The 18,710-nt window shown below is 58.1% G+C and carries 21 protein-coding genes; 3 read left to right on the top strand and 18 right to left on the bottom strand.

Annotation, left to right across the window (positions count from 1 at the left end; genetic code table 11):
* The 11 genes from ACR0JN_RS09635 to ACR0JN_RS09585 all read right to left on the bottom strand — a co-directional run bounded on the left by ACR0JN_RS09635 (position 1) and on the right by ACR0JN_RS09585 (position 9,260).
* Complete coding sequence (locus tag ACR0JN_RS09635; RefSeq protein WP_480885329.1) at positions 1-741, bottom strand: hypothetical protein; 741 nt, start codon at positions 739-741, stop codon at positions 1-3.
* The gene (locus ACR0JN_RS09630) at positions 726-1,520 is read right to left on the bottom strand and encodes a terminase large subunit domain-containing protein (RefSeq protein ID WP_480885328.1); all 795 of its coding nucleotides are present in this window, start codon (positions 1,518-1,520) and stop codon (positions 726-728) included. The genes ACR0JN_RS09635 and ACR0JN_RS09630 overlap by 16 nt, the downstream gene beginning before the upstream one ends.
* Positions 1,510-2,100: a hypothetical protein gene (locus ACR0JN_RS09625; RefSeq protein ID WP_170571165.1), complete on the bottom strand. Its 591-nt coding sequence runs from the start codon at positions 2,098-2,100 to the stop codon at positions 1,510-1,512. Before ACR0JN_RS09625 ends, ACR0JN_RS09630 begins: the two co-directional genes overlap by 11 nt.
* 3 nt (positions 2,101-2,103) lie before the next feature.
* The gene (locus ACR0JN_RS09620; RefSeq protein WP_480885327.1) at positions 2,104-2,475 is read right to left on the bottom strand and encodes a hypothetical protein; all 372 of its coding nucleotides are present in this window, start codon (positions 2,473-2,475) and stop codon (positions 2,104-2,106) included.
* Positions 2,462-3,055 (bottom strand): hypothetical protein, encoded by a 594-nt coding sequence (locus tag ACR0JN_RS09615; RefSeq protein WP_480885326.1) that lies wholly within the window; start codon positions 3,053-3,055, stop codon positions 2,462-2,464. Before ACR0JN_RS09615 ends, ACR0JN_RS09620 begins: the two co-directional genes overlap by 14 nt.
* 137 nt (positions 3,056-3,192) lie before the next feature.
* Complete coding sequence (locus tag ACR0JN_RS09610) at positions 3,193-3,570, bottom strand: hypothetical protein (protein ID WP_480885325.1); 378 nt, start codon at positions 3,568-3,570, stop codon at positions 3,193-3,195.
* On the bottom strand, positions 3,567-3,872 hold the full coding sequence (locus ACR0JN_RS09605; RefSeq protein WP_480885324.1) for a hypothetical protein: 306 nt from the start codon (positions 3,870-3,872) through the stop codon (positions 3,567-3,569). The genes ACR0JN_RS09610 and ACR0JN_RS09605 overlap by 4 nt, the downstream gene beginning before the upstream one ends.
* 543 nt (positions 3,873-4,415) lie before the next feature.
* Positions 4,416-6,752, bottom strand: coding sequence for a DUF5906 domain-containing protein (locus tag ACR0JN_RS09600; protein WP_480885323.1), 2,337 nt, complete (start codon positions 6,750-6,752; stop codon positions 4,416-4,418).
* A gap of 115 nt (positions 6,753-6,867) precedes the next feature.
* Positions 6,868-7,041 carry a helix-turn-helix transcriptional regulator gene (locus tag ACR0JN_RS09595; protein ID WP_480885497.1) on the bottom strand — a complete coding sequence of 58 codons (174 nt, stop codon included), beginning with the start codon at positions 7,039-7,041 and terminating at the stop codon, positions 6,868-6,870.
* A 268-nt stretch (positions 7,042-7,309) separates the two neighbouring features.
* Entirely contained in the window at positions 7,310-8,527 is a 1,218-nt protein-coding gene (locus ACR0JN_RS09590; RefSeq protein ID WP_480885322.1) for a hypothetical protein, read from the bottom strand.
* 448 nt (positions 8,528-8,975) lie between these two features.
* Positions 8,976-9,260, bottom strand: a complete 285-nt coding sequence (locus tag ACR0JN_RS09585) for a hypothetical protein (protein ID WP_480815589.1) — start codon at positions 9,258-9,260, stop codon at positions 8,976-8,978.
* 263 nt (positions 9,261-9,523) lie between these two features.
* On the opposite strand from ACR0JN_RS09585, the gene ACR0JN_RS09580 reads away from it, so the two are divergent.
* Positions 9,524-9,694: a hypothetical protein gene (locus tag ACR0JN_RS09580; protein WP_480815590.1), complete on the top strand. Its 171-nt coding sequence runs from the start codon at positions 9,524-9,526 to the stop codon at positions 9,692-9,694.
* A gap of 985 nt (positions 9,695-10,679) precedes the next feature.
* Here the strand turns inward: ACR0JN_RS09580 and ACR0JN_RS09575 are convergent.
* Positions 10,680-10,886, bottom strand: coding sequence for a hypothetical protein (locus ACR0JN_RS09575; RefSeq protein ID WP_480815591.1), 207 nt, complete (start codon positions 10,884-10,886; stop codon positions 10,680-10,682).
* Between the two features lie 488 nt (positions 10,887-11,374).
* On the opposite strand from ACR0JN_RS09575, the gene ACR0JN_RS09570 reads away from it, so the two are divergent.
* Positions 11,375-11,584 carry a hypothetical protein gene (locus tag ACR0JN_RS09570; protein ID WP_480885321.1) on the top strand — a complete coding sequence of 70 codons (210 nt, stop codon included), beginning with the start codon at positions 11,375-11,377 and terminating at the stop codon, positions 11,582-11,584.
* 328 nt (positions 11,585-11,912) lie between these two features.
* On the opposite strand, the gene ACR0JN_RS09565 is transcribed toward ACR0JN_RS09570, so the two are convergent.
* The 5 genes from ACR0JN_RS09565 to ACR0JN_RS09545 are packed head-to-tail and all read right to left on the bottom strand — an operon-like array spanning position 11,913 to position 16,119.
* Positions 11,913-12,455, bottom strand: coding sequence for a DUF3833 domain-containing protein (locus ACR0JN_RS09565; RefSeq protein ID WP_480815593.1), 543 nt, complete (start codon positions 12,453-12,455; stop codon positions 11,913-11,915).
* Positions 12,452-13,069, bottom strand: coding sequence for a DUF3833 domain-containing protein (locus tag ACR0JN_RS09560; protein WP_480815594.1), 618 nt, complete (start codon positions 13,067-13,069; stop codon positions 12,452-12,454). Before ACR0JN_RS09560 ends, ACR0JN_RS09565 begins: the two co-directional genes overlap by 4 nt.
* Positions 13,066-14,289, bottom strand: coding sequence for an MFS transporter (locus tag ACR0JN_RS09555; RefSeq protein WP_480815595.1), 1,224 nt, complete (start codon positions 14,287-14,289; stop codon positions 13,066-13,068). The genes ACR0JN_RS09560 and ACR0JN_RS09555 overlap by 4 nt, the downstream gene beginning before the upstream one ends.
* Positions 14,289-14,834, bottom strand: a complete 546-nt coding sequence (locus ACR0JN_RS09550) for a chalcone isomerase family protein (RefSeq protein ID WP_480885320.1) — start codon at positions 14,832-14,834, stop codon at positions 14,289-14,291. Before ACR0JN_RS09550 ends, ACR0JN_RS09555 begins: the two co-directional genes overlap by 1 nt.
* Positions 14,785-16,119: an NAD(P)/FAD-dependent oxidoreductase gene (locus ACR0JN_RS09545; protein ID WP_480885319.1), complete on the bottom strand. Its 1,335-nt coding sequence runs from the start codon at positions 16,117-16,119 to the stop codon at positions 14,785-14,787. The genes ACR0JN_RS09550 and ACR0JN_RS09545 overlap by 50 nt, the downstream gene beginning before the upstream one ends.
* Before the next feature lie 180 nt (positions 16,120-16,299).
* Here ACR0JN_RS09545 and ACR0JN_RS09540 point away from each other — a divergent pair, with 180 nt between their 5' ends.
* Positions 16,300-17,025, top strand: a complete 726-nt coding sequence (locus ACR0JN_RS09540) for an SDR family NAD(P)-dependent oxidoreductase (RefSeq protein WP_480885318.1) — start codon at positions 16,300-16,302, stop codon at positions 17,023-17,025.
* A 17-nt stretch (positions 17,026-17,042) separates the two neighbouring features.
* Here the strand turns inward: ACR0JN_RS09540 and ACR0JN_RS09535 are convergent, their stop codons facing one another.
* Positions 17,043-18,695, bottom strand: a complete 1,653-nt coding sequence (locus ACR0JN_RS09535) for a DUF6504 family protein (protein WP_480885317.1) — start codon at positions 18,693-18,695, stop codon at positions 17,043-17,045.
* Positions 18,696-18,710: the final 15 nt, after the last annotated feature.

The raw sequence follows: 18,710 nt of genomic DNA, 5'->3' as shown, positions 1-18,710 counted from the left end.
CTATGCCCAGCCTTGAAGATGAGAGACAATAATTTTTTGCGCGGACACGTACTGCGACGCGAACGCGCCGACGATCAGCGCAATGCCGAGGTCGCCGTGTCCCGCCGACGACCGCTTCTGTGTGATGATCTGATTGCCCGCGTGCGTCGTTGTCAGCGAGAACGATGCCAAGTCGGCTTCGATCTCGTCACGCAGGGGCAGGTCATGCGCGAACTTGAGGTCGCCAGACGAGAAGAGAACTGATGTGTTCTCGATCATGAACGTCTTGCCCGCGTTGATGTACCGCCCATGATCAGTCGACCAAGATTGCCCGCCTGTCATCTGAACGGCGCGGTGGTCGATGCTTTGGTTCCAAAGCATGTCGGAAACAACGCGCCCGAGCGACGTGCCGTCGATGATTAATTCTGCTTTGCCCGCGAACGGCTTTGCCTCGGTCAGTCGAATGAGGTGGTCGCAGACATCGACATAGGACACACCGCGAAACTTGTCCGCATAAACGACCGTCCGCTGCCGAGGACCAAGGATCACGCCATCGGCATCCAAAATCGGCAAGCATTCGTCCTTAATGCCCACAATCGCCGTGAAGTCGTTTGCCTGTCCGAGATCGGCGGCTAACCAAAACCTTTGATACCCCTCAACGCGAGGGATTGCTGGGTCCTGGCCTGTCTCGTTGATGACCGTCCCGTCATCTTTGAAGATCAGGTCTAGTTTATCGACCCTGTAGCTCACAAAATCGGGCATACTGCTGCCTCCTTGGATGTCGCCGCCTCAATCACGTCCATTGCGAAATACGCCTGACCATCGGCCAGCAATTCGCATTCGATCTCTTGGCGGAATTTCGTTGCCGACATGATGCGCCGCATCCGTTGGACCTTGTCCGACATGCGAGGGATGTCGGTCCCGCGAACAACGATCCGGTGAACGTCGTCGCCTTTGCGGGGGCGTCCGTCGTCGTCGATGAACAGGCGGGCGAAGTAATTGTCCCGACCCGCAGGCGTGGACGAAAAGAACACTTGCCCGTCCTTCGTGAGCATAGGCAGCACGGAGGCGATTAGTCCCTCATCATCGCCCATCTCCGCCTTCAAGAACGCGCACTCGTCAATGATCAGGCATGACACAGCGGAATAACCTCGAATGGTGTCCGACGACCCAGGCAACGCAACCACCCGCGCGCCGTTCGACATTTCAATCTCGGTTTGGTTCGGTCGAATAACGTTGAGATCTGTTTTGCGCAGTTGTCGCGAGATTTCGCGGGCGATAATTTTCGACTGACGCTCGGCGGGCGCGATGCAGATGGTCAACGATTCCGGAACGTGCAATTCCTCGACCGCACGCGCGGCTAGCACGGACGTCTTCCCAGCTTGGCGGCACACTCGCAAAGCCACCTCACTGCTCTTGGACAGAAAAGCATCCAACTGCCACTGGTCGGGCCTATGACCAATCCAGTGTGCCAGCCGCGCGCTCGGGTCGAGCGAGCGTTCTAGGTCCTCGCACCAAGGGACAAGCGCATCAAATGGCATCACCTTGCTCCTCGGTGACAGACAGGACGTTTTTGCGCATATGACGAAGGAACGGTTCGCGTGCCTCCGGCACTTCCGCGCACACCGCCTGAATGATTTGCTTCATGGTTACCCACTCGGGCGACTCCGATAGTTTGACATCCACGGTTAGGTTTGTTGCCATCTTCCCGTGCATCGTCGCGATGTCTTTCAGTACCTTCCGCAGCCCCTCCATGGCCGCGAGCGCGAACCCGTCGTCCTCGTTGTTTTCAGCCTTGGTCACGAGTTTTTCCACGCGGTGGGCAAGCGCCTCATACGTCTGGGCGACGTCCATCCGTTCCTTGTTCAGAACATTTGTTGCCTCTTCAATCGGCTCGCGTTTGATCTTCGCTGCAATCTCGCGACGCATCTCTTCCGTGATGTGGCGGCGTTTAAACGTGTGGAGCGTGTTGACGTTCAACCCGACTTTTTTCGCGATGCGCTCGAACGTTGGCGCACCGGGAACACCTAACTCCCGTTCGACGATCTGCCGGATGATCGAGTTCTTGTCTGGGTGGTTCAGGATGACGCTTGGACGTCCGGATTTCTTGTTGCCAGCCATTACCTATGTCTCCGGTTGGGTGGCATCGTGCGACTGTTTATGTTCGTCCGCGTACCAACGGATACGTGCCCGGAGGGCCGACCACTCAGCATCGGAGACATCAGCAAGATGGTCATGAACGCGATTAGCCAAATTTTTCCCAACGCCCATCCCCAAAAGGTCATTGAGAAGTTGACCCACAGTGCAGCCGAGAAGGTGCAGTTTCATGGTGGCCGCGAGCATCGCGATAACGGCGTCCAAGACGCTGCCTGACGGATCAAGCGCGGTCAGTCGATCCCCATCAAGTAAACGCCCATCAGACGCGACGTAGAACGCGTCTCGCCCGGTCGCCACTTGCGTTGCGTATTGCAGGCAGGCTCGGTCAATTGCTTTCATGTGCCTTCTCCATCAGCTGAAGTTTGCGCTGCATGTGATCCGGCAAATCGGTCGCTAGATCCCAAGACTGCACGGTGAACCCTTCCGAACGCAGCGTCTGGTATTGGCGCGTGTCCCGCATGTCGTCACGCCGCAAGTATGCGACCTTCCGATCCTCGTCTTTGACGAGGCGGGTCTTTAAGGTCGTGTCGGTTTCGGTTCGCGACGTGCGGCGGTGATTATCTTCCGTTGGGTTGTCGTCTCGGATGCGAAGCGTTGCACCAGCATTCTCCGCGGCCTTTTTCGCCGCCTGATACTTCGCTGGATCGCGGGCGTCCGCGCGAGACAGCGTGTGCTCATGATCGGGTTGCGCACCGTTCGGGTACCAATTGCCGTCGTCGCCTTGAACCATGCCCGCGTTTTCCATTTGGGCCTTCACTTCGGGCGAAGACGCGCGTTTGCCGTCCTTGATCTTGTCCAGAAGTCGGTCGTTGTGCTTCTTCATTCCGGCGATGGTGGATTGCTGCGCCTCAACTGTCTCGGTCAGTTTCGAAACCTGTTGGATTAGAGCCTGTAGAGCGGCATTTGTGTCGGTCGTCATGTCCTTGTCCTTTAATCAAAACGGGCGCGGAGGTTGCTAAGCCCGCGCCCGTCGATTTGATCAAGACATGACGAGCGCGCCGCGCACGCCAACAACATAACAACCATGGGTTGCATGTTTGACCGCCGGAATAAGGTCTACGCGGCCTTTTTAAGGTCTCGCCAGACAGAGCGAGCGGCGTCCGCGTAATCATCGTTCGCCCGCTTCTTTGTTTCACGCACGTCAGGCCAGGGGAGGTCACCGTTTAGGATCATGCGAACGCGTTCCGCGAGTACATTGCCGTCGAGGTGGAGGTAGTCGCAAAGTTCATTCCGCCATCTCGCCATCTCGCCGTATGTCGTGGTCAGGAACACCATGGCCGTTCGCGCGTCATTGCGATCCCGCGTCGCTTGGTGGTCGATGTTTGAATTGCCGGGCGACATGTCATTGAACGCCTGTATGAGGATTGCAGCAGCAAGACTTTGCTCCGGCGATAGCTTGCGTCCGGGCTGGAGGATCAGTGCGTTGCCGGTCATTGAGCGTGCAGTTCGCGGATGATGGTCGTTAGCCATTGCCACGGGAAGTCAATGCGTTTTCCAGAATACGGGGGACTTTCAATCCGGACGCCATCAGCGAGTGGGTTGGCGTTGAACGTTGCTCCAAGATAGGGGATGGTCGCGGGTTCGAACATTGTCTCCAGCACGTCGGCCAGCTCGGCTGCGCCCATGATGTCCACGACGACCGAGGAGGTGTTATCGACCTTGGTGACGTGAGCAATGTCGTCGAACACTTCGACTGTGTACTTAGCCGATTGCGTCGGCAGCAATTGCGATGTCATGCGTCTATGTCCTTATCAATAAGCGCACGCACCGAGGTTTCATCATTGCACTGTGCTGAGGAGATCGCACGGTCAGTCACACCAACTTTGCCTCAGTGCGTGCAGGGCGTTGGAAGTGACGTTCAACGCATCGCACAGCGCTGGGTTGAGATGTCATTTCTTTGAGGTCTTTTCGGCGCAAATTAAGGTGCTGTTTGAAAGCGCGTTTGAAAATCAATCAGCGAAATCTGCAACCGCCAGATTTGTAAGTGGTAACAGGCGATTGACCAACTGACAGCATATCAGTCAGGCGTTTCCGAAATGATCAGTCATGGAGAAAGCGCACGTGCCTTGGATGCCAGCAGCACGCGCATACTGCATTCCATATGTCGCCTATGTCACTTCCCCAAAAACCGACATCCGCCCAAACGCTTGTTTTGCTTGGACAGATGTCGCTTATGTCACTTATGTCGTATGAATGAATATTTTGCTGTAGCCGCAGCAGCCGTCGAATTAACTCGCTAAACAAAGTTTTTCTCAGCGACATCCGACATACCGACATACTCAGAAAGGTGCCTCACCCCCATATTTTCGTGTCTCCCTCTCGGCGACCATACGTTCAATGTCCTCGGCAGTCGCTGGTGGTTCGCTATCCGCGTTCGGTTGCGGCACTGCATAAGGCTCCCAATCCCCGTCTGGGTACGTCTCGCCCGTGATGCGCGACATCTTTTCCCGAAACTCGGGCAGCGGTCCCAAATCGAACCCACGCGCCTGTCCTGCGTTGTCATAGACTGGGTGGATCATCGGGTACCCATCACCGTCGACCGTGCGCACAAGATCGGTAATATGCTTCGCGTTGCGAACGGAACCCGTGATGCCTAAAAGTTTGCGTGCCCGTTTCGCGAGTGCAATGGGTTTATCATAAGGTGACGCGCCAAGTTTGCGCGCCTCCCGATGAAGCACACCAGAGGCAATGATCCCATTATCCCGCGAGTTGTCCGGAACGACGCCTGACATGGCGATATTGTGCAACACCTCCAACACAGGGTCAGACGACACTTTATCCTCCCGCTTTGCTTGCGTGATGAATGGCCGCGCGATGAAGTCATGATCCACCTCATACTCGAGCAAGTATGCAAGGACAGCGGCGGGGTCCAAATCATAATAAGGTTGCCATGCCGCGCGGGCCTCGTCGGTCGTCATGTCGTCAAACATCGGTTCAACCTCAATAACAGTCCAGCGGCGGTCATCATCTTCCAAATGAACCGCGTGCTCGTCATTGGTTGTGGCGATCAGGCGGTGAACATTCTTGCCCTCGAAGGACGCGAGGTGTTTTTGTTCATACGTCCAAACGTTCGAAGTGATGAAAACCTTTAGCTGGTTCGCCTGCCGCTTGTCGCCCGTGAAGATCGACTCTTCCGCAAGGACAAAGGTCGCGCCGTACATTGACCGATTAAACTGCTGGAACATGCGCCCAGAGTCCGCGATTTCCTGCGCCTGTGTCGGTTTAAGCAGTTTAGCGATCATCTTTCCCAAGAACGACTTGCCGCCGCCTTGACGCCCGCGCAGCGCGAGAGCTGTGCCGGGATGCAATGACCAAGGTCGTTGAACACCATCCGCAACCCAAGACATGATCCAGCGCGCCAATTCTTTGTCGCCACGGGCAAGGATGCGTTCGACGTAATCCACCCACATTGAGACGTCGCCGTGTCTTGGTTCGACCGCCCAACCTTCAAACAGGTTGAACCCTGGTCCGTCATATTCAGGCTGTTCGATCACGAGGCCTAAATATTCTGCGCGGTCAGGATCGGCGATCCAGAGCGGCGCGATGGGCGTTCGTTTGCCGTTGACCATGGTTGTGAACTTTTGGGCGTAGGTCATGAAGTCGCCGCGCGGGAAGCACATGCCCGTGGAATATTGCATGAACTCCAACTTGCCGTTGATCACGACAATTGCCCAGTCGCGGTTCATTTGTTCGACCGCGTCATAGGCGATGTCCAACACCGATCCGCGTTCGAGCTTTTTGACCTGCTGGATAATCGTGGTCAGGCGGCGTTCGTCGGTGATAGGACCCTTGTGCCCGAATTCCGATGACTCATCCGCGAACTCCTCGTTGACTGCGCGAATGATCTCTTCGACTTGGTCGTCGTCCGCGCCCCGTTCGCGTGCTGACGCGCCGCAGGAGTAAAGGAACGAATTGCGCCCCTCCATACCTTTGCCGCTGGTCGGGCGTTTGAACCCGCCCGATGATTTGCGCTCGCGTGTGGGGCGTCCACGCTTCTTCGGTTTCGGTGTCATGGCGGCGAGGATCGTCTTTGCCATGTCACCTTCCGATACGCGCCCAACCTCGTCCCAATTGCATCCGATACATGCCGTGCCGTCATAACTGTAGGCGAGCGGCGCGCGTTCTTCTCCAAAGCTTGGCAGGTTCATTTGCGACCCGTCGCCGTCATCTTGCTTTGGGAAAATCTCTTGCGCGGCGTCGAGCAATTCACCCTCAAAAATGGCATCCCGTTTCGCCGTCAGATATTGCCGCATCGTGTCCGCGTCCACCCAATCGTCGGCAAAGGCGATGATATGGATACCGCCTGATTTGGAACGACTGATAACGCACGGGTCGCCCCAGTTGCGCAATAGGCCCACGAGGTCGTCGTCTGACAGTTCGAGGGGGTAATAATCGACGTCCACAGCGCCCCATTTTACTTTGCCGTCGCGCAAGGGCGACAGGCCTAGCGATTGCTTGCCGTTGAGGTGCTTTTTCCAGACGTCGTCTGTTACGGGTGTAGACACCGTGCGATACTTCGCGACCAACTTGCCGTCGTCGCGTTTCCGCCCGGTGGTTGTGTAGGTCAGGAAACGTTCCTGATTGCCTTGGAAGAGTTCGATAAATGTTTGGTCCATGATCTACTCAGGGACCCACATCTCCGGTTTTAGTCACACTGACGCACGACGTATGATGCCGCTGTGGGCAACGCCTGCTCTTTTGGCTCGTGTGAGAAAACTCTGGAGGGGTGGGTCATCCTGCCCCTCCAACTTTGTGAGCTTTCGCCCACGCCATTACATCTTCCCGATCATAGCGTACGGTACGTGCCGACCAGTACATGGCCGGGGGCACGTCGCCTTGCTTCTTCCATTCATAGAACTGAACTTCTGAAATGCCGACAAACTCGCACACTTGGCGAGTGGTCATGCAGTGCGGAAGCGAGAGTTTGGTTTCGAGTTCGTTTAGGCGCGACTCGAGCGCGCAAATACGGTCGTCTGACATGGTTGAGCAACCTTTCGTCATTGTCTTTTTCAGACAGACGGACCCTCAGTTGCTAAACGCTGGGGCGGGACCTTTACGTTGCTCTCACTTCCAGCGCGGCGCAGAGCAGGCATTTCTGTGCCCCACCTGAATAGTGCGCGCGTCTCGCGACGGGCATTGGGCGACTTCAACGTAGTGTGCCACCCGAGTTCGTTCAATGGGCGAAAGAAGGTTCTACCTTAATTCGTTCGAACATGACGCTTTCCAACATCGCAGGAGCCGATTTGCCCACACGCTTTGTGTACTTCGCGAGCATCGAACCATCGCCCTTCGTGTCCCCGCGCAAGAACCACATGACGTGTTCTGGCAGCAATGCCTCGTTCGCAGCTTCTTGAAAGAAGCGACGAGTATCGTGCGGCTTGATAACGTCGACCATCCTACCATCGATCTCGGCCCTAAGGCGGTCAAGACCATCACCGCCGCCGAGGTAGCCGGTTTTAGACGACGCCGGGAACACCCATTCCGAGCCGCCTGCACGGATTGCCAGCAGTGCGTTTGCGACGGTATCGCAAATTGGGATTTCTCGGTTTTTCGCACCTGACTTCAGCTTAGGGAACGTGATCGTCTTCCGCTGTAGATCAACCCAACCATGCTCGTCATCGCGTTCCCAGCGCAGCGAGCAGATGTTGCTTGTACGGATGCCCGTGAAAAGCATCACGATCCAAGCTGTACCCATGATTACGTTTTGCTCACGCTTCGCCATGATCGCTTGCCAAACGGTGGATAGGTCCTCGGGATCGAGATCGCGGTTCGTGTCACAAAGGTCATACCAAAGCGCGTTGCTTTCGTTTGCCTTCGGCACGGTAACATTGCGTACTGGGTTCTCTCCGCCGAGACGACGGAAAGCCGCTGATAATGCCGCGCGAACATGACGCTTGGTTGCAGCCGAGTTGTTGCCGCGGCCTGTGTCGATAGCGTTGATTGCGTTCTGGACCATCACGGTCGAAACATCGGTAGGCGCGCAGTCGAGAATGTCCGAGGCCCAGCGTTCAAGTTTCGAGGTCATGTCGATCTCGTTCTTACCGCTCATACGCCCGTCCGATTTGGAAGACTTGCAGTGATGCAACCAAGCGTCTCGTACGGTGCGGATATCCGCGTTCGCCTCGTTGCTATGATGTTTGGTGAGCGCCTCGATCTTTTGTTTTGCTTGCGCTGCTGATGTTTGAGGGAAGGTCGCCTTGAGAGACTTTTGTTGCGACTTGCCGTTTAATCGACCCTTGAAATACCAAGTCGCGCCACGCTTACCGACGCCAAGGTAGAGGCACGGGTATTTGTCGCCATCGTGCGAAAACCAAGCCGTTCCTGCGCTGGGCGCATTGGCTGCTGCTTTGCGTACCTGAGGCACACTGTCGAAGTTGATCGCCGTCGTCATGCTTCGGTCTCCACACGCTAATTTTCAAACGCTTTTTCAAACGCACAACAACGCTTACACAGAGAAAGGCAAACTATCAACCAACTGATTATCGTTTGAAAATCAGCATAAACTATTGTTTTATATAATGAAGCAAACCAACCCTAAGAAATCATATAAATCTATAGAACTGACTTTTAATCAGTGGGTCGCAGGTTCGAATCCTGCACGGCTCACCACTTTTTATCCTTAGATGTAGCAAGTTTGCCTGTGTCGGGCCCGTTTTGCATCGATGGTGTCGCCTCCCGAGCGTGTTCTTGGGGACGCATGGGGGACATTTTGCATTAGTCGCATTGGCGAGATGCTTCATCAGCATTTCTTTGACCCGCCCAAATAGTAAAAGCCCCGCGTTGGCGGGGCCGCACCCAGCGCCGGCTGGGAACTTGAGAGTACCTAAACCTTCTCTGGTTCATTTACCCTTTAGTGTTTTGGTGAGCGATTTCATGGCGTCAGTTACTTTCTTCTTTTTTTCTGCCGCTTTCTTTTGGAGGGCAACAATCTGTTTGCTCATCCTCTCCATTTTGTTCATCGCAGCCTGCAGCTTCGACACGTCGCTGCTCTTGAGTTCTTTCTCGACCTTGTTCAGTTCCTTGTTGGCCTTTTCCAGTTCGGCTTGTGATTTATGGTAAGCAAGCAACTCAGCTTGCACTTTCTTTTTTGCCTCTTCGACTTTCTTGTCGGACCCATCAGACATTTCTTTTTCCTCGTTGGAACTACATTGCGGGGATCGTTGTAGGTATTGGCTTTGCTGGATTCAGTGAACAAAATCACTGAGCGTGATGAAGTTGAATCCGGGTGATTGACCTACGAGCATTCAGGGCGGCGCTGATCCGGCACAGGACTATGGGGCACCTCCTCGGCAGATGTAGTTTCTGGATTAAGTAACCTTAATTCCCACGCAATTTTCTCAGCTAGCATCCATAACCAAATAAGGCTCACCTAATAGGAGTGAGTACCATGAAATACATTGCTGCTTTGGGTCTTGTTGCCCTGAATTTAGCCTACTTGAGCACCCCGGCATTCGCGAACTGCCACTTCGGAACCGATGCCGTGACTGGTTCCGAAACGATTATCTGTGAGACCGACAGTGGTTTTTCCAGTTGGGGAACCATGATCGCCGAAGCCTGAGACGCTGTGGTAATCGCAGGGTATTCGTTGGATTTCTGTTTGAACCCCAAAATTGTCAGCGCGCGCGGAAAGACAGTGTGTTTGGAGGTTGTGATGCAACTCAAGACCGCGCGAAACCAGCAATAGAACTGGGTGCCATTTATCTAACCCATTTCTGCAAACCCTGTTGATCTCTTGCCTGCTCCCAGGTGAATTGCTTGAAGCAGTCTAGTCTCGCTTCAAACTCAACACTGCTTTCACCTCCGTCCCGGCCAACTTTTGCAAATCGACCCGGCCCCCAGTTAACAAGCGCGAAGACGGTAGATTTTTTCTTCGTTCACGTTTCCATCCCTGTCTTCGAACTGCGTCATGACTACGGAGACTGCGGGTTCCGTGCGGCTTACACCTAGCAAATTCAGGCGCGTGGCAGGTTATTGTTGGTGGCGCGACCAACTGCGAGCAGGCAAGCCCTGACAAGTCGCACTGATAGTCCCCGGGGCAACGTGCGTTTGTAACGGAGGGTGGATAATCCAGACCGTCAACAGTGTTCCAATAAAATCGGTGGATGATGTGAGGGGCTGACGAGAGTGAGGGGGTAGGTTTGTCAGCCCCTTATCATGTTGCAACGGATTGAGTTGAGTGGTCCGTTATCTGAACTCTACCTGGCAATTCAGGTGCGCGAAATTGGGGGATTCCCGTAGCAGAGTGTGTTTTTTACAGCCAGACGCGCGGCCAGATCGGCGTGTTACGGCCCTAGGATGGAGGCGTGAAAGTCGGCTTGCGTTCAGGCGCGAAGGAAAACGCCGTATGTTTTTTGTGAGTTATGTGATCCGCATCACTGAACCGTGTGCGAAAGCATGGCAGAGTGGCAATTGTTAACTAGTTTGCGCCCGTGTTTGGTTTGTTGGGCGCGGAATTTCATTATCCTCCCTGTGACTGGGGCGCGCTTGTGGTGGCGCGCCCCGTTTTTGTCTGGAAAGGTTTTCTTGCGCCGGGTGGCTGTGCTTCAGAAATAATAGTGGCGATAGAACACGGCATCGGGCAGGTGGTCGTCGAAGTAACCGGTATCCCGAAGGGCTTTTGCGGATTTAAGGTCAGCTTCTCTTTTCTTCCTGCGCTGCTCGGCCCGATGCTTGCGTCGCTCCCGTTTTTCTGGCGACGTTGAGAACAGACCTTTGAAGAAGCTGCCGGCGCCGGTGTTTGCATAAGACATCTCAGGACCTCCGTTCGTTACGTGCACAAGCTGTGACGGGAATGTGGGGTTCGGAGATGAAAGGGGCACTTCCTAGACATTAAGACTTGTTCGGACAGCAGCGCTGCTGTGTGGGCATAGCGCAGATCCCGGTCGAGTGGTTTTCAGCGTTTGTTAAGGGGATTCGCAAGGTACAGGCCCGGTCGGCCGCAAAAATCGGCTGTGCCTCGGCAGGCGTTTTTGTTGTGACGCCACGTCGCCAAAAACCGCCCACACTTTAAAGCTGATCCGTAGGGTGCCGAATAAACTCGGAAATTTTTACTGCCCGGTCAAATGTGACGTTTTTTATGGTTTTCTTCCCCCTAACGCTCGCGGAACCATCTCCTAAATGAGCGCTGTCGCTGCGGATTACCACTCACGGGTTTACTGATCCTCGAGCCCTTTACCACGGGTTCGGATCGGGTCCGCAGCGGCAAAAATCTTAACTCTGACGTTGAAGGACTATGACGATGCAAATCAAATCATTCCTGAAACGCTTTGACGGCGCGAAAGCGGACCGCCCAATGGCGCAGGGTGAGCCCAAGCTTGCAGACGAACGTCCGGTGGTTTGCAGAACGGAACTCACGACCCTGTTTCGCAGCGTGCTGGACGAAAAACAGAACGACCTGCCGGTGCGGCGCGCACGAAAAGTGCAATCAAATCAATTGCAAGGCGAGTAACATAAGGCGCAATCAATTTGTTTACGCCCGGCGGGTTTGATAGGATGCCAAAAAAAGAGCAAAAACGCCGGAGGCGAAGATCGAGCCAAACCTGAAAAGATCGCCGCGCGTCGTGCGGATAGCGGTGCCCGAACCCCTTAAAGGGAAGCGGGACGGTCTTTTTTTCCTGTGGGCAGAGCTTGAGCGCGCGCGTCTGGGGCTTCCAAGGCAGTCCGATCCGGTTGATACGCCAGAGGCCAGCACGGCTGCAGGGGCCGGCGATGCTCCGCCCTTGGCGATTGACGAGTTTGTGTTTCGGTAACCGGGATCGGCGGCCCAGGGCGGATCGCTATTTCTTTTCGAAGAACAGAATGACCTCACCCAGACGGATGCCATAGCGCGAGACATAGGCGCGGTTCAGCAGGCGGTCGTCGGACAGCAGCCACATCCAGTCGTCGAAATTCACCCGCATGGTGCCGTCTTTGATTGGCAGGTCGATCTTGTAGGTCCAGTTGAAGGTATCGCCACGCTCGATCCCTGTGGCCGTGCCCAGAACGCCGGGGGCGGTGCCGGTCCAGGTATCCTCGCCGGTTTTGGTCAGCGTCCAGATGCGCTGTTCGGTTGCGCCGTCGTCATACACGAAATCCTCGACCAGCGTCAGGGTTTCGCCGTCCCAGGTGCCGTCGATCTCGACGGTGAAGCGGCGCGGGACATTGCCGAGGATGTCCTGAAACTGGCCGTAGGCGACGGTTTGGCCCTCAAAGAACTCTTCAAGGTTCAGTTGCCGGTCGGACAGAAAGGTCTGTGGCACCTTCGGCTTGGCGGAACAGGCCGCCAGAAGGGCAAGGCCCGCGATGGCTGCGGCGGCAATCAGGAACCTGGGCGCTTTCATTGCAGCGGTCTTTGCTCGGCGGTGGCATCATAGCCGTTTGCGCCGTTCAGATGGGCCGTTTTGGGGGCGGGGGCCGGGCGCATGGTTGCGATCAGTTCGGCCACTTTGATGCCGAATTTCCGCATCTCGGACCGGTTCATGATCGCACCGTTTTCGGTCAGGTACATCCAGTCGGTGACATCCAGCGTATGCCCGCCCGCATCCTTGGGCAGGATGATCCGGTAGGTCAGCTTGACGGTAGAGCCCGAAATCGTGCCCCTGCCTTCGCCCACGATATCCTCTGCAGTGGCGATGAACGTGTTGCCGGTTCCCATGGTCAGGTACCATTTGCGGGTCATCTGCTTGCCGTTGGAATAGGTGAAATACTCGGCCAGCGTGCCTGTGTTGCCGTCCCATTCGCCCACCATGCGGGCCACGAAGCTGTTCGATACCTTGCCATTGGGGCCATAGATCAGCCCCTCGGACAGGATATCCCCGTTCAGGTGAGTGCTGAGCGAAAACTCCGGCCCGGTGCCGGTGTAATCCGACGGCGACTGGGCGCGAAAGCTCAGCAGGCGGCTTCGGGCGATGAGGGCAGCAAGGACGGCGAGCAGAAGAAGGACGATGGTGTTCATGTGCGTGTGACCTCTGTCGGCAGGGTCAAAACCAGCCCGAACGCCCCCAGTTTCAGGATGCAAGGCAGCACCGCGTAGGCCAGATTGAGTGTTTCTAGCGCTTGCGCGGAATTGGTTTGACCGGGTGTGAAGCCGCTGCGTTCCAGCAGCGGCAGGGTGAAAAAGGCAGCCAGCGCAAGGCCCAGCTTGCCTGCAAAAGACCAGATGCCGAACGCGGCCGAGGCGTTCAGCCCTGCGCGCGTCAGCACCACCGAGAACATGGCGGGCAGAACCACCATATCCGCCCCAAGTGCGGCCCCGGATGCAAGGCAGATCACCGCGAAGCCTGTAAGGTTCCCGGCAGACAGGGTGGCCGCGCCGATAAAGCCCGCAATCGACAGCGGCATGGCGATGATCAGGGTCTGTTTCGGGCCAATCCGGTTGCTCAGCCGCGCCCAGAGCGGTACGCTGGCTCCGGCGCTGAGGAAGAACAGGATCAGCAAAGGTCCGGCTTTGCCGGGCAGTTGCAGCCGGTCTTCGACGAAGAACAGGAACAGGGTCGAGGTGATCGCCACCGGCAGGCTGTTGACCAGCGCCAGCGCCAGCAGGCGCAGCGCCCCGGCCTGACCCAATTCGGCATAGGTCAGGCCCTGCCCGGTGATCGGTGTGCGCTGCCAGATCGGCCGGGTCAGGACCAGCGTCAGAACGGCGAGCAGGCCCAGAAACAGCCCAAAGGCCGGATAGCCCTGCGCTTGCGCGCCAAAGGCCACGAACAGGGCGGGGGCGCTGGCGGCGATGATCACACCGGTCAGTTGCCCGCCCTCGCGATAGGCGGCCAGCGTCATCAGCTCTTTCGGGTCCGGGCGTTTCGCCAGCGTGGCGCTGCGGCCATACAGCAGGATGGTCCCGAGGCTATAGGCCGAAAACAGCAGCACCAGAATGGCAACCAGCGCCGCGACGCTTGCGCCTTGGGGCAGGGAAAACAGCAAAGGGAACCCAATGGCCAGACCGATGGCCGCTAGTGCTGCGAACATGGCCTGCCCGCCAGGCCAGCGGTCAATCGCCCAGCCAATCGCCGGGTCCTGCACCAGGTCCACCAGCCGGATCACCAGCAAAACGGTCCCGATCACGCCCAGGCCGATGCCCAGATTCACCGCCGCAAACCGCGGCAGGTGGATATAAAGCGGAATACCCGCCGCAGCGAGCATCAGCGCATAGAGGCTGACTCGCGGGTACAGCATCATTGCCCGCGCAGTTTCTGCGTAAAGGCGGCGGACCGGGTCCTGTCCCCCAGAAACACAGACATGAAACTGCGTTTGATGCCCGGATAGGACATCGTGCAGGTCTTGCGCCCGTTCAGCCAGAAGGAAACAGTGTCAGGCCCGTCCGAGACAGCCAGATACCGGTCGCCTTTCTTGACGGGTTTGAAACAGGTCTGAAGCTGATCGCGCACCGGGGCGGCAAGGCCGATGCGCTCCATCTCGTCCAGTGTCGAATTGATCAGTGCTTTTTGCGTCACCTTGCGGCGGTATTTCAGTTCCAGCCCGAAATCCTCGGACCAGTTGAACGGCGCACCGCCGGGGGTGAACAGCTGCGCGTCGTAAAGGGGCAGGCCCAGATACCGGAAGGTGGCCGTGCCGCGCAACTGGGAATCGTCCAGCGCGTTCAGGCCTGACGAGGCCGCCAATTCAACCGGGACCAGCAGCGCGGCTGACAGCAGCGCGCTGCGCAGGATTTCAGATATCTGCCGCGGCCGGGATGGCCGGGTCTTTTGCAGGAATGCCATTGTCAGCTCCGATGGTGTGCGGGGTGCCTTTGATCCGGTCAACGACATGCATCGCGCTGGCAATCCCGTCTTCGTGAAATCCATGCCGGTTATACGCCCCGGCAAACCATGTTCGGTTCTGTCCCTGCATCTCGCGGATTTGCCCTTGTGCTTTCAGGGCAGCCTTGTCGAACACCGGATGGGCGAATTCGACCTGATCATAGATTTTGTCCACGGGAATTTCTGACGACGCGTTCAGCGTCACGAACAGCGGATCGCTGTCCGGAATGTTCTGAAGCCGGTTCATCCAATAGGTCACGCCCACATTCCCGGCTTGCGAGCGATAGGTCCAACTGGACCAGCAGGCGCGACGCCGGGGCATCTGGCGCGGGTCGCAATGCAGGATGGCAGAGTTGGGCTGATACCGGATCGCGCCCAGGGCGGCTTTTTCGGCAGGGGTCGCAGACTCACCCAGAATGGCGAGGGACTGATCGGAATGGGTGGCCAGAATGACCTCATCAAACAGATCGGCTTGACCCTGGCTGTGGAGTGTTACGCCTGCGTCGTCCCGGCGCATATGATCGACCGGTGCACCAAGGCGGATCTCGCAGCCCCGGGCCCGCAGGGCGGCGTCGATGCGGCGGACATATTCGATGCTGCCGCCCTTGACCGTCCACCATTGATGCTGTTTGGCGCGGCCCGAGGCCAGCAAAGCATGGTTGCGGAAGAACTGTACCAACGAGCGCGCCGGGAACTGATCCACGAACTCAACCGGAGTGGACCAGATCGCGCCGCACATGGGCATCAGGTAATTGTGGCGGAACCAGTGGCCGAGGCGCATCTGATCGACCAATTCTCCGATCGTGGTGTCGTCATCGCGGGCGGCATCCGGGGCTTCCTTCGAAAACCGCAGGATGTCGGCGATCATTTTGTAATATGCGGGACGTGCCAGATTGCGCTTTTGCGCGGTCAGCGTGCGCAGGTTGTTCAGACCATATTCGATGCGGCCATTGTCGATGGTGGCGCCAAAGCTCATCTCGGACTTGATCACGGGCACGTTCAGTTCGTCGAACAGCTTGGTCAGATAGGGGTAGGTGGCATAGTTGAACACGATGAACCCGGTATCGACCGGCTGATCCCCGTTCTTGCCCGCCATCACGGTCCGGGCATGGCCGCCCAACCGGGGCTCAGCCTCGAACAATGTGATATCGTGATTTTCTGAAAGGTAATACGCGGCGGAGAGACCCGAAATGCCTGCACCTACTACTGCGATTTTCTTCCGTACGCCCCGGGTTTCGTCAAACATTCCAGCCTCGTTATGTGACATTTTACAATAAGATACGCAGGATAGGCGGGGGTGGATCAATCGGATTAGAAGTTTTTCGATCATGCACTATATTGTGACTTCGCGTCACATCCTTCAGGGGCGTGATCCAACGCAATGGCGGGGCCGTAAAACACGAAACAAGATTGAAACGGTCGGATCATGAGCAGCTTTGACGGAAAAACCTATTGGATCATCGGGGCCAGCGAAGGGCTTGGCCGCGCTTTGGCGCAGGCGCTCAGCCGTCAGGGCGCGCGTCTGATCCTGTCGGCCCGCAATGCCGAGCGGCTGGCCGAGCTGTGCGCCGCCTTGCCCGACGCCCGCGCCGTTCCTTTTGACGTCACCGATACCGAAGCTGTGTGCCGTGCCGTGGCCGAGGCCGGCGCGGTCGATGGGCTGGTCTATAACGCCGGAGCCTATGAGCCGATGCGGACAGCAGAGTGGGACACGCAGGCCGTTCTTGCCATGACCGATGTAAATTACACAGGCGCGCTGCGGGTTCTGGGTGAGACCGTGCCCGGTTTTATCCGCGAGGGGCGGGGGGATATCACCCTGGTCGGATCGCTGTCGGGCTATCACGGCTTGCCTGCAGCGGTCGGATACGGGGCCAGCAAGGCGGCGCTGGTGTCGCTGGCCGAGACCATGCGGCATGATCTGGCAGGCACCGGCGTGACCGTGCGGATCGTCAATCCCGGTTTCATCAAGACCCGCCTGACTGCGAAGAACAATTTCAAGATGCCGATGCTGATGACGCCCGAGGATGCAGCGGACCGCGTGGTCAAAGCCATGTCGCGCCGCCGTTTCCGCACCGATTTCCCGGCTCCGCTGTCCTGGGTGATCCGCGTGATTGATTACCTGCCGGATTGGCTGGTCTATCGCGGAAAATAGACCCTGATCAGGCTAATTCAGCAAAACTGTCCCTGACAGAACCAGCCCGCCGACATCGTGCCGCCATGGCCGTAGAACAGCCACAGCCGCTCGCCCTGTTCCGTCACCACCACCCAGTAATCGCGCACGCCGCTGCGCCAGTTGGGATCGTCCAGCCACCATTCCGGCGCGATCCGCTCTGGCCCGGTGGCCTGCGCCAGTTGCCAGTCGCGCCCGCGCCAGCGGAAAGCACCGGGCACATCCGGGCTTTCCGGGGCCATCACCGGCTCGGGCTGCCACATCTGCAAAGGGCGCGGACGCGGCGGGGCAGGCCAGTCCCGCGCCGGTTCCGACCAGGCCGCCGCCAGCACCTGCGCGGTTTTCTCGGGGATGTGCGAGGCTGCGGGGTGTCGCCGCGTGATCGCATCCAACCCGACCCGCGCGCCCAGCTTGCCGATCAGGTCTTCAACGGCGGTGTTGCCTTCTAACCGGTTGCGCACGGCACGACGGGCCTCGGCATGGCCGGTCATGGTGCGCGCGTGAATGGGCTCGGTCTGGATCGCCTCAAGCCGTAGCATGTCGATGCCATAGCCCGCGTCGATCTGGTCGACTTTCATCTCTAACAAAGGGCGAATGCGATGTTTGTCATAGGTCGGGCGGGCCAGACCAACCTCGATGACCTCAGCCGCCTGATCGGCGCGGTGCGCTTCAAGCCGCAACACCCGCACGCCGCGGCTCTTTTCCTCGAGCTTTGCGCAGAGTGTCGGCAGCACCCGGTCGATGGCGGCCATCACATCCTCGACCAGACCGATCGGGTTGGGCAGCGTCATCCGCACCGCAAAGTGATGCGGCGGGCGGGCGGGCGAGACCGGCTCGGGCGCGCTGCCCATCGCCTGATCCAGCCGCAGCACCAGCCCGCGTCCGAAGCGCCGCGCCAGCGACGCGCGCGGCTGGCCCAGCAGATCGCCAATCCGGCGCAGGCCCAGACGGTTCAGTTGGGTCATCACCTGATCCTCAAGCCGCAGCGCCGCGATGGGCAAGGGGCTGAGCGCGCCATAAGACTGCCCCGGCGCGGCGATCCGGGCACCGCCGCCCAAAGCCATCACCTGCGGCGCGGCCCCGCCCTTGGTCCAGTGCCGCCGCTTGGTGGCGCGGGCACGGGTGGCGCGGGCCTCTTGGCTGATGGCATCGCCGTTGCGGTCGGATGTGGCCTCTTGCCCCGCATAGCGGGCCAGCGCCCAGGCGGCCCCCAGCGTGTCGGCGATGCCCATCTGCACGGTCAGGCCCATATCGGCACAGTCGGTTTCGATCACGCCCAGCAGCGCCTCTTCCCCGCCGAACAGATGCGCGCAGCCGGACAGGTCGATGATCAGCCCGTCCGGCGCTTCTTCGGCGACCCAGGGGCTGAACTTGCCCACCCAGCGGCGCAAAGCGGTCAGGAACGCGGCCTCGGCCGGGGCATTGCGATGGCGGGTGACAAGCGCCGCGCACATGGCATGGGCGTCGCGCACCGGCTGACCGACGCGCAGCCCCGCAGCCTGAGCTTCGGCGTTCAGCGAGGTGACGACCTGCATATTCGCCTGCTCGGCCACCACGGCCAAAGGCCCATCCTGCAGGCCCCGCGCGGCGCGGATCAGCCGTTCAGCCCCCAGACGGGGGAACCACAGGGACAATATTCGGCGTTTGGGCATCGGCAGACATCAAAA

It is taken from the genome of Ruegeria sp. G12 (genome assembly GCF_056533565.1).
This window is presented reverse-complemented; position numbering and strand designations above follow the sequence as displayed.

What these genes read in the sequence shown, in the direction of transcription:
- ACR0JN_RS09635 (WP_480885329.1), bottom strand. Translation starts at nt 741, where the DNA reads ATGCCCGATTTTGTGAGCTACAGGGTCGATAAACTAGACCTGATCTTC.
- ACR0JN_RS09630 (WP_480885328.1), bottom strand. Translation starts at nt 1,520, where the DNA reads ATGCCATTTGATGCGCTTGTCCCTTGGTGCGAGGACCTAGAACGCTCG.
- ACR0JN_RS09625 (WP_170571165.1), bottom strand. Translation starts at nt 2,100, where the DNA reads ATGGCTGGCAACAAGAAATCCGGACGTCCAAGCGTCATCCTGAACCAC.
- ACR0JN_RS09620 (WP_480885327.1), bottom strand. Translation starts at nt 2,475, where the DNA reads ATGAAAGCAATTGACCGAGCCTGCCTGCAATACGCAACGCAAGTGGCG.
- ACR0JN_RS09615 (WP_480885326.1), bottom strand. Translation starts at nt 3,055, where the DNA reads ATGACGACCGACACAAATGCCGCTCTACAGGCTCTAATCCAACAGGTT.
- ACR0JN_RS09610 (WP_480885325.1), bottom strand. Translation starts at nt 3,570, where the DNA reads ATGACCGGCAACGCACTGATCCTCCAGCCCGGACGCAAGCTATCGCCG.
- ACR0JN_RS09605 (WP_480885324.1), bottom strand. Translation starts at nt 3,872, where the DNA reads ATGACATCGCAATTGCTGCCGACGCAATCGGCTAAGTACACAGTCGAA.
- ACR0JN_RS09600 (WP_480885323.1), bottom strand. Translation starts at nt 6,752, where the DNA reads ATGGACCAAACATTTATCGAACTCTTCCAAGGCAATCAGGAACGTTTC.
- ACR0JN_RS09595 (WP_480885497.1), bottom strand. Translation starts at nt 7,041, where the DNA reads ATGACCACTCGCCAAGTGTGCGAGTTTGTCGGCATTTCAGAAGTTCAG.
- ACR0JN_RS09590 (WP_480885322.1), bottom strand. Translation starts at nt 8,527, where the DNA reads ATGACGACGGCGATCAACTTCGACAGTGTGCCTCAGGTACGCAAAGCA.
- ACR0JN_RS09585 (WP_480815589.1), bottom strand. Translation starts at nt 9,260, where the DNA reads ATGTCTGATGGGTCCGACAAGAAAGTCGAAGAGGCAAAAAAGAAAGTG.
- ACR0JN_RS09580 (WP_480815590.1), top strand. Translation starts at nt 9,524, where the DNA reads ATGAAATACATTGCTGCTTTGGGTCTTGTTGCCCTGAATTTAGCCTAC.
- ACR0JN_RS09575 (WP_480815591.1), bottom strand. Translation starts at nt 10,886, where the DNA reads ATGTCTTATGCAAACACCGGCGCCGGCAGCTTCTTCAAAGGTCTGTTC.
- ACR0JN_RS09570 (WP_480885321.1), top strand. Translation starts at nt 11,375, where the DNA reads ATGCAAATCAAATCATTCCTGAAACGCTTTGACGGCGCGAAAGCGGAC.
- ACR0JN_RS09565 (WP_480815593.1), bottom strand. Translation starts at nt 12,455, where the DNA reads ATGAAAGCGCCCAGGTTCCTGATTGCCGCCGCAGCCATCGCGGGCCTT.
- ACR0JN_RS09560 (WP_480815594.1), bottom strand. Translation starts at nt 13,069, where the DNA reads ATGAACACCATCGTCCTTCTTCTGCTCGCCGTCCTTGCTGCCCTCATC.
- ACR0JN_RS09555 (WP_480815595.1), bottom strand. Translation starts at nt 14,289, where the DNA reads ATGCTGTACCCGCGAGTCAGCCTCTATGCGCTGATGCTCGCTGCGGCG.
- ACR0JN_RS09550 (WP_480885320.1), bottom strand. Translation starts at nt 14,834, where the DNA reads ATGGCATTCCTGCAAAAGACCCGGCCATCCCGGCCGCGGCAGATATCT.
- ACR0JN_RS09545 (WP_480885319.1), bottom strand. Translation starts at nt 16,119, where the DNA reads ATGTTTGACGAAACCCGGGGCGTACGGAAGAAAATCGCAGTAGTAGGT.
- ACR0JN_RS09540 (WP_480885318.1), top strand. Translation starts at nt 16,300, where the DNA reads ATGAGCAGCTTTGACGGAAAAACCTATTGGATCATCGGGGCCAGCGAA.
- ACR0JN_RS09535 (WP_480885317.1), bottom strand. Translation starts at nt 18,695, where the DNA reads ATGCCCAAACGCCGAATATTGTCCCTGTGGTTCCCCCGTCTGGGGGCT.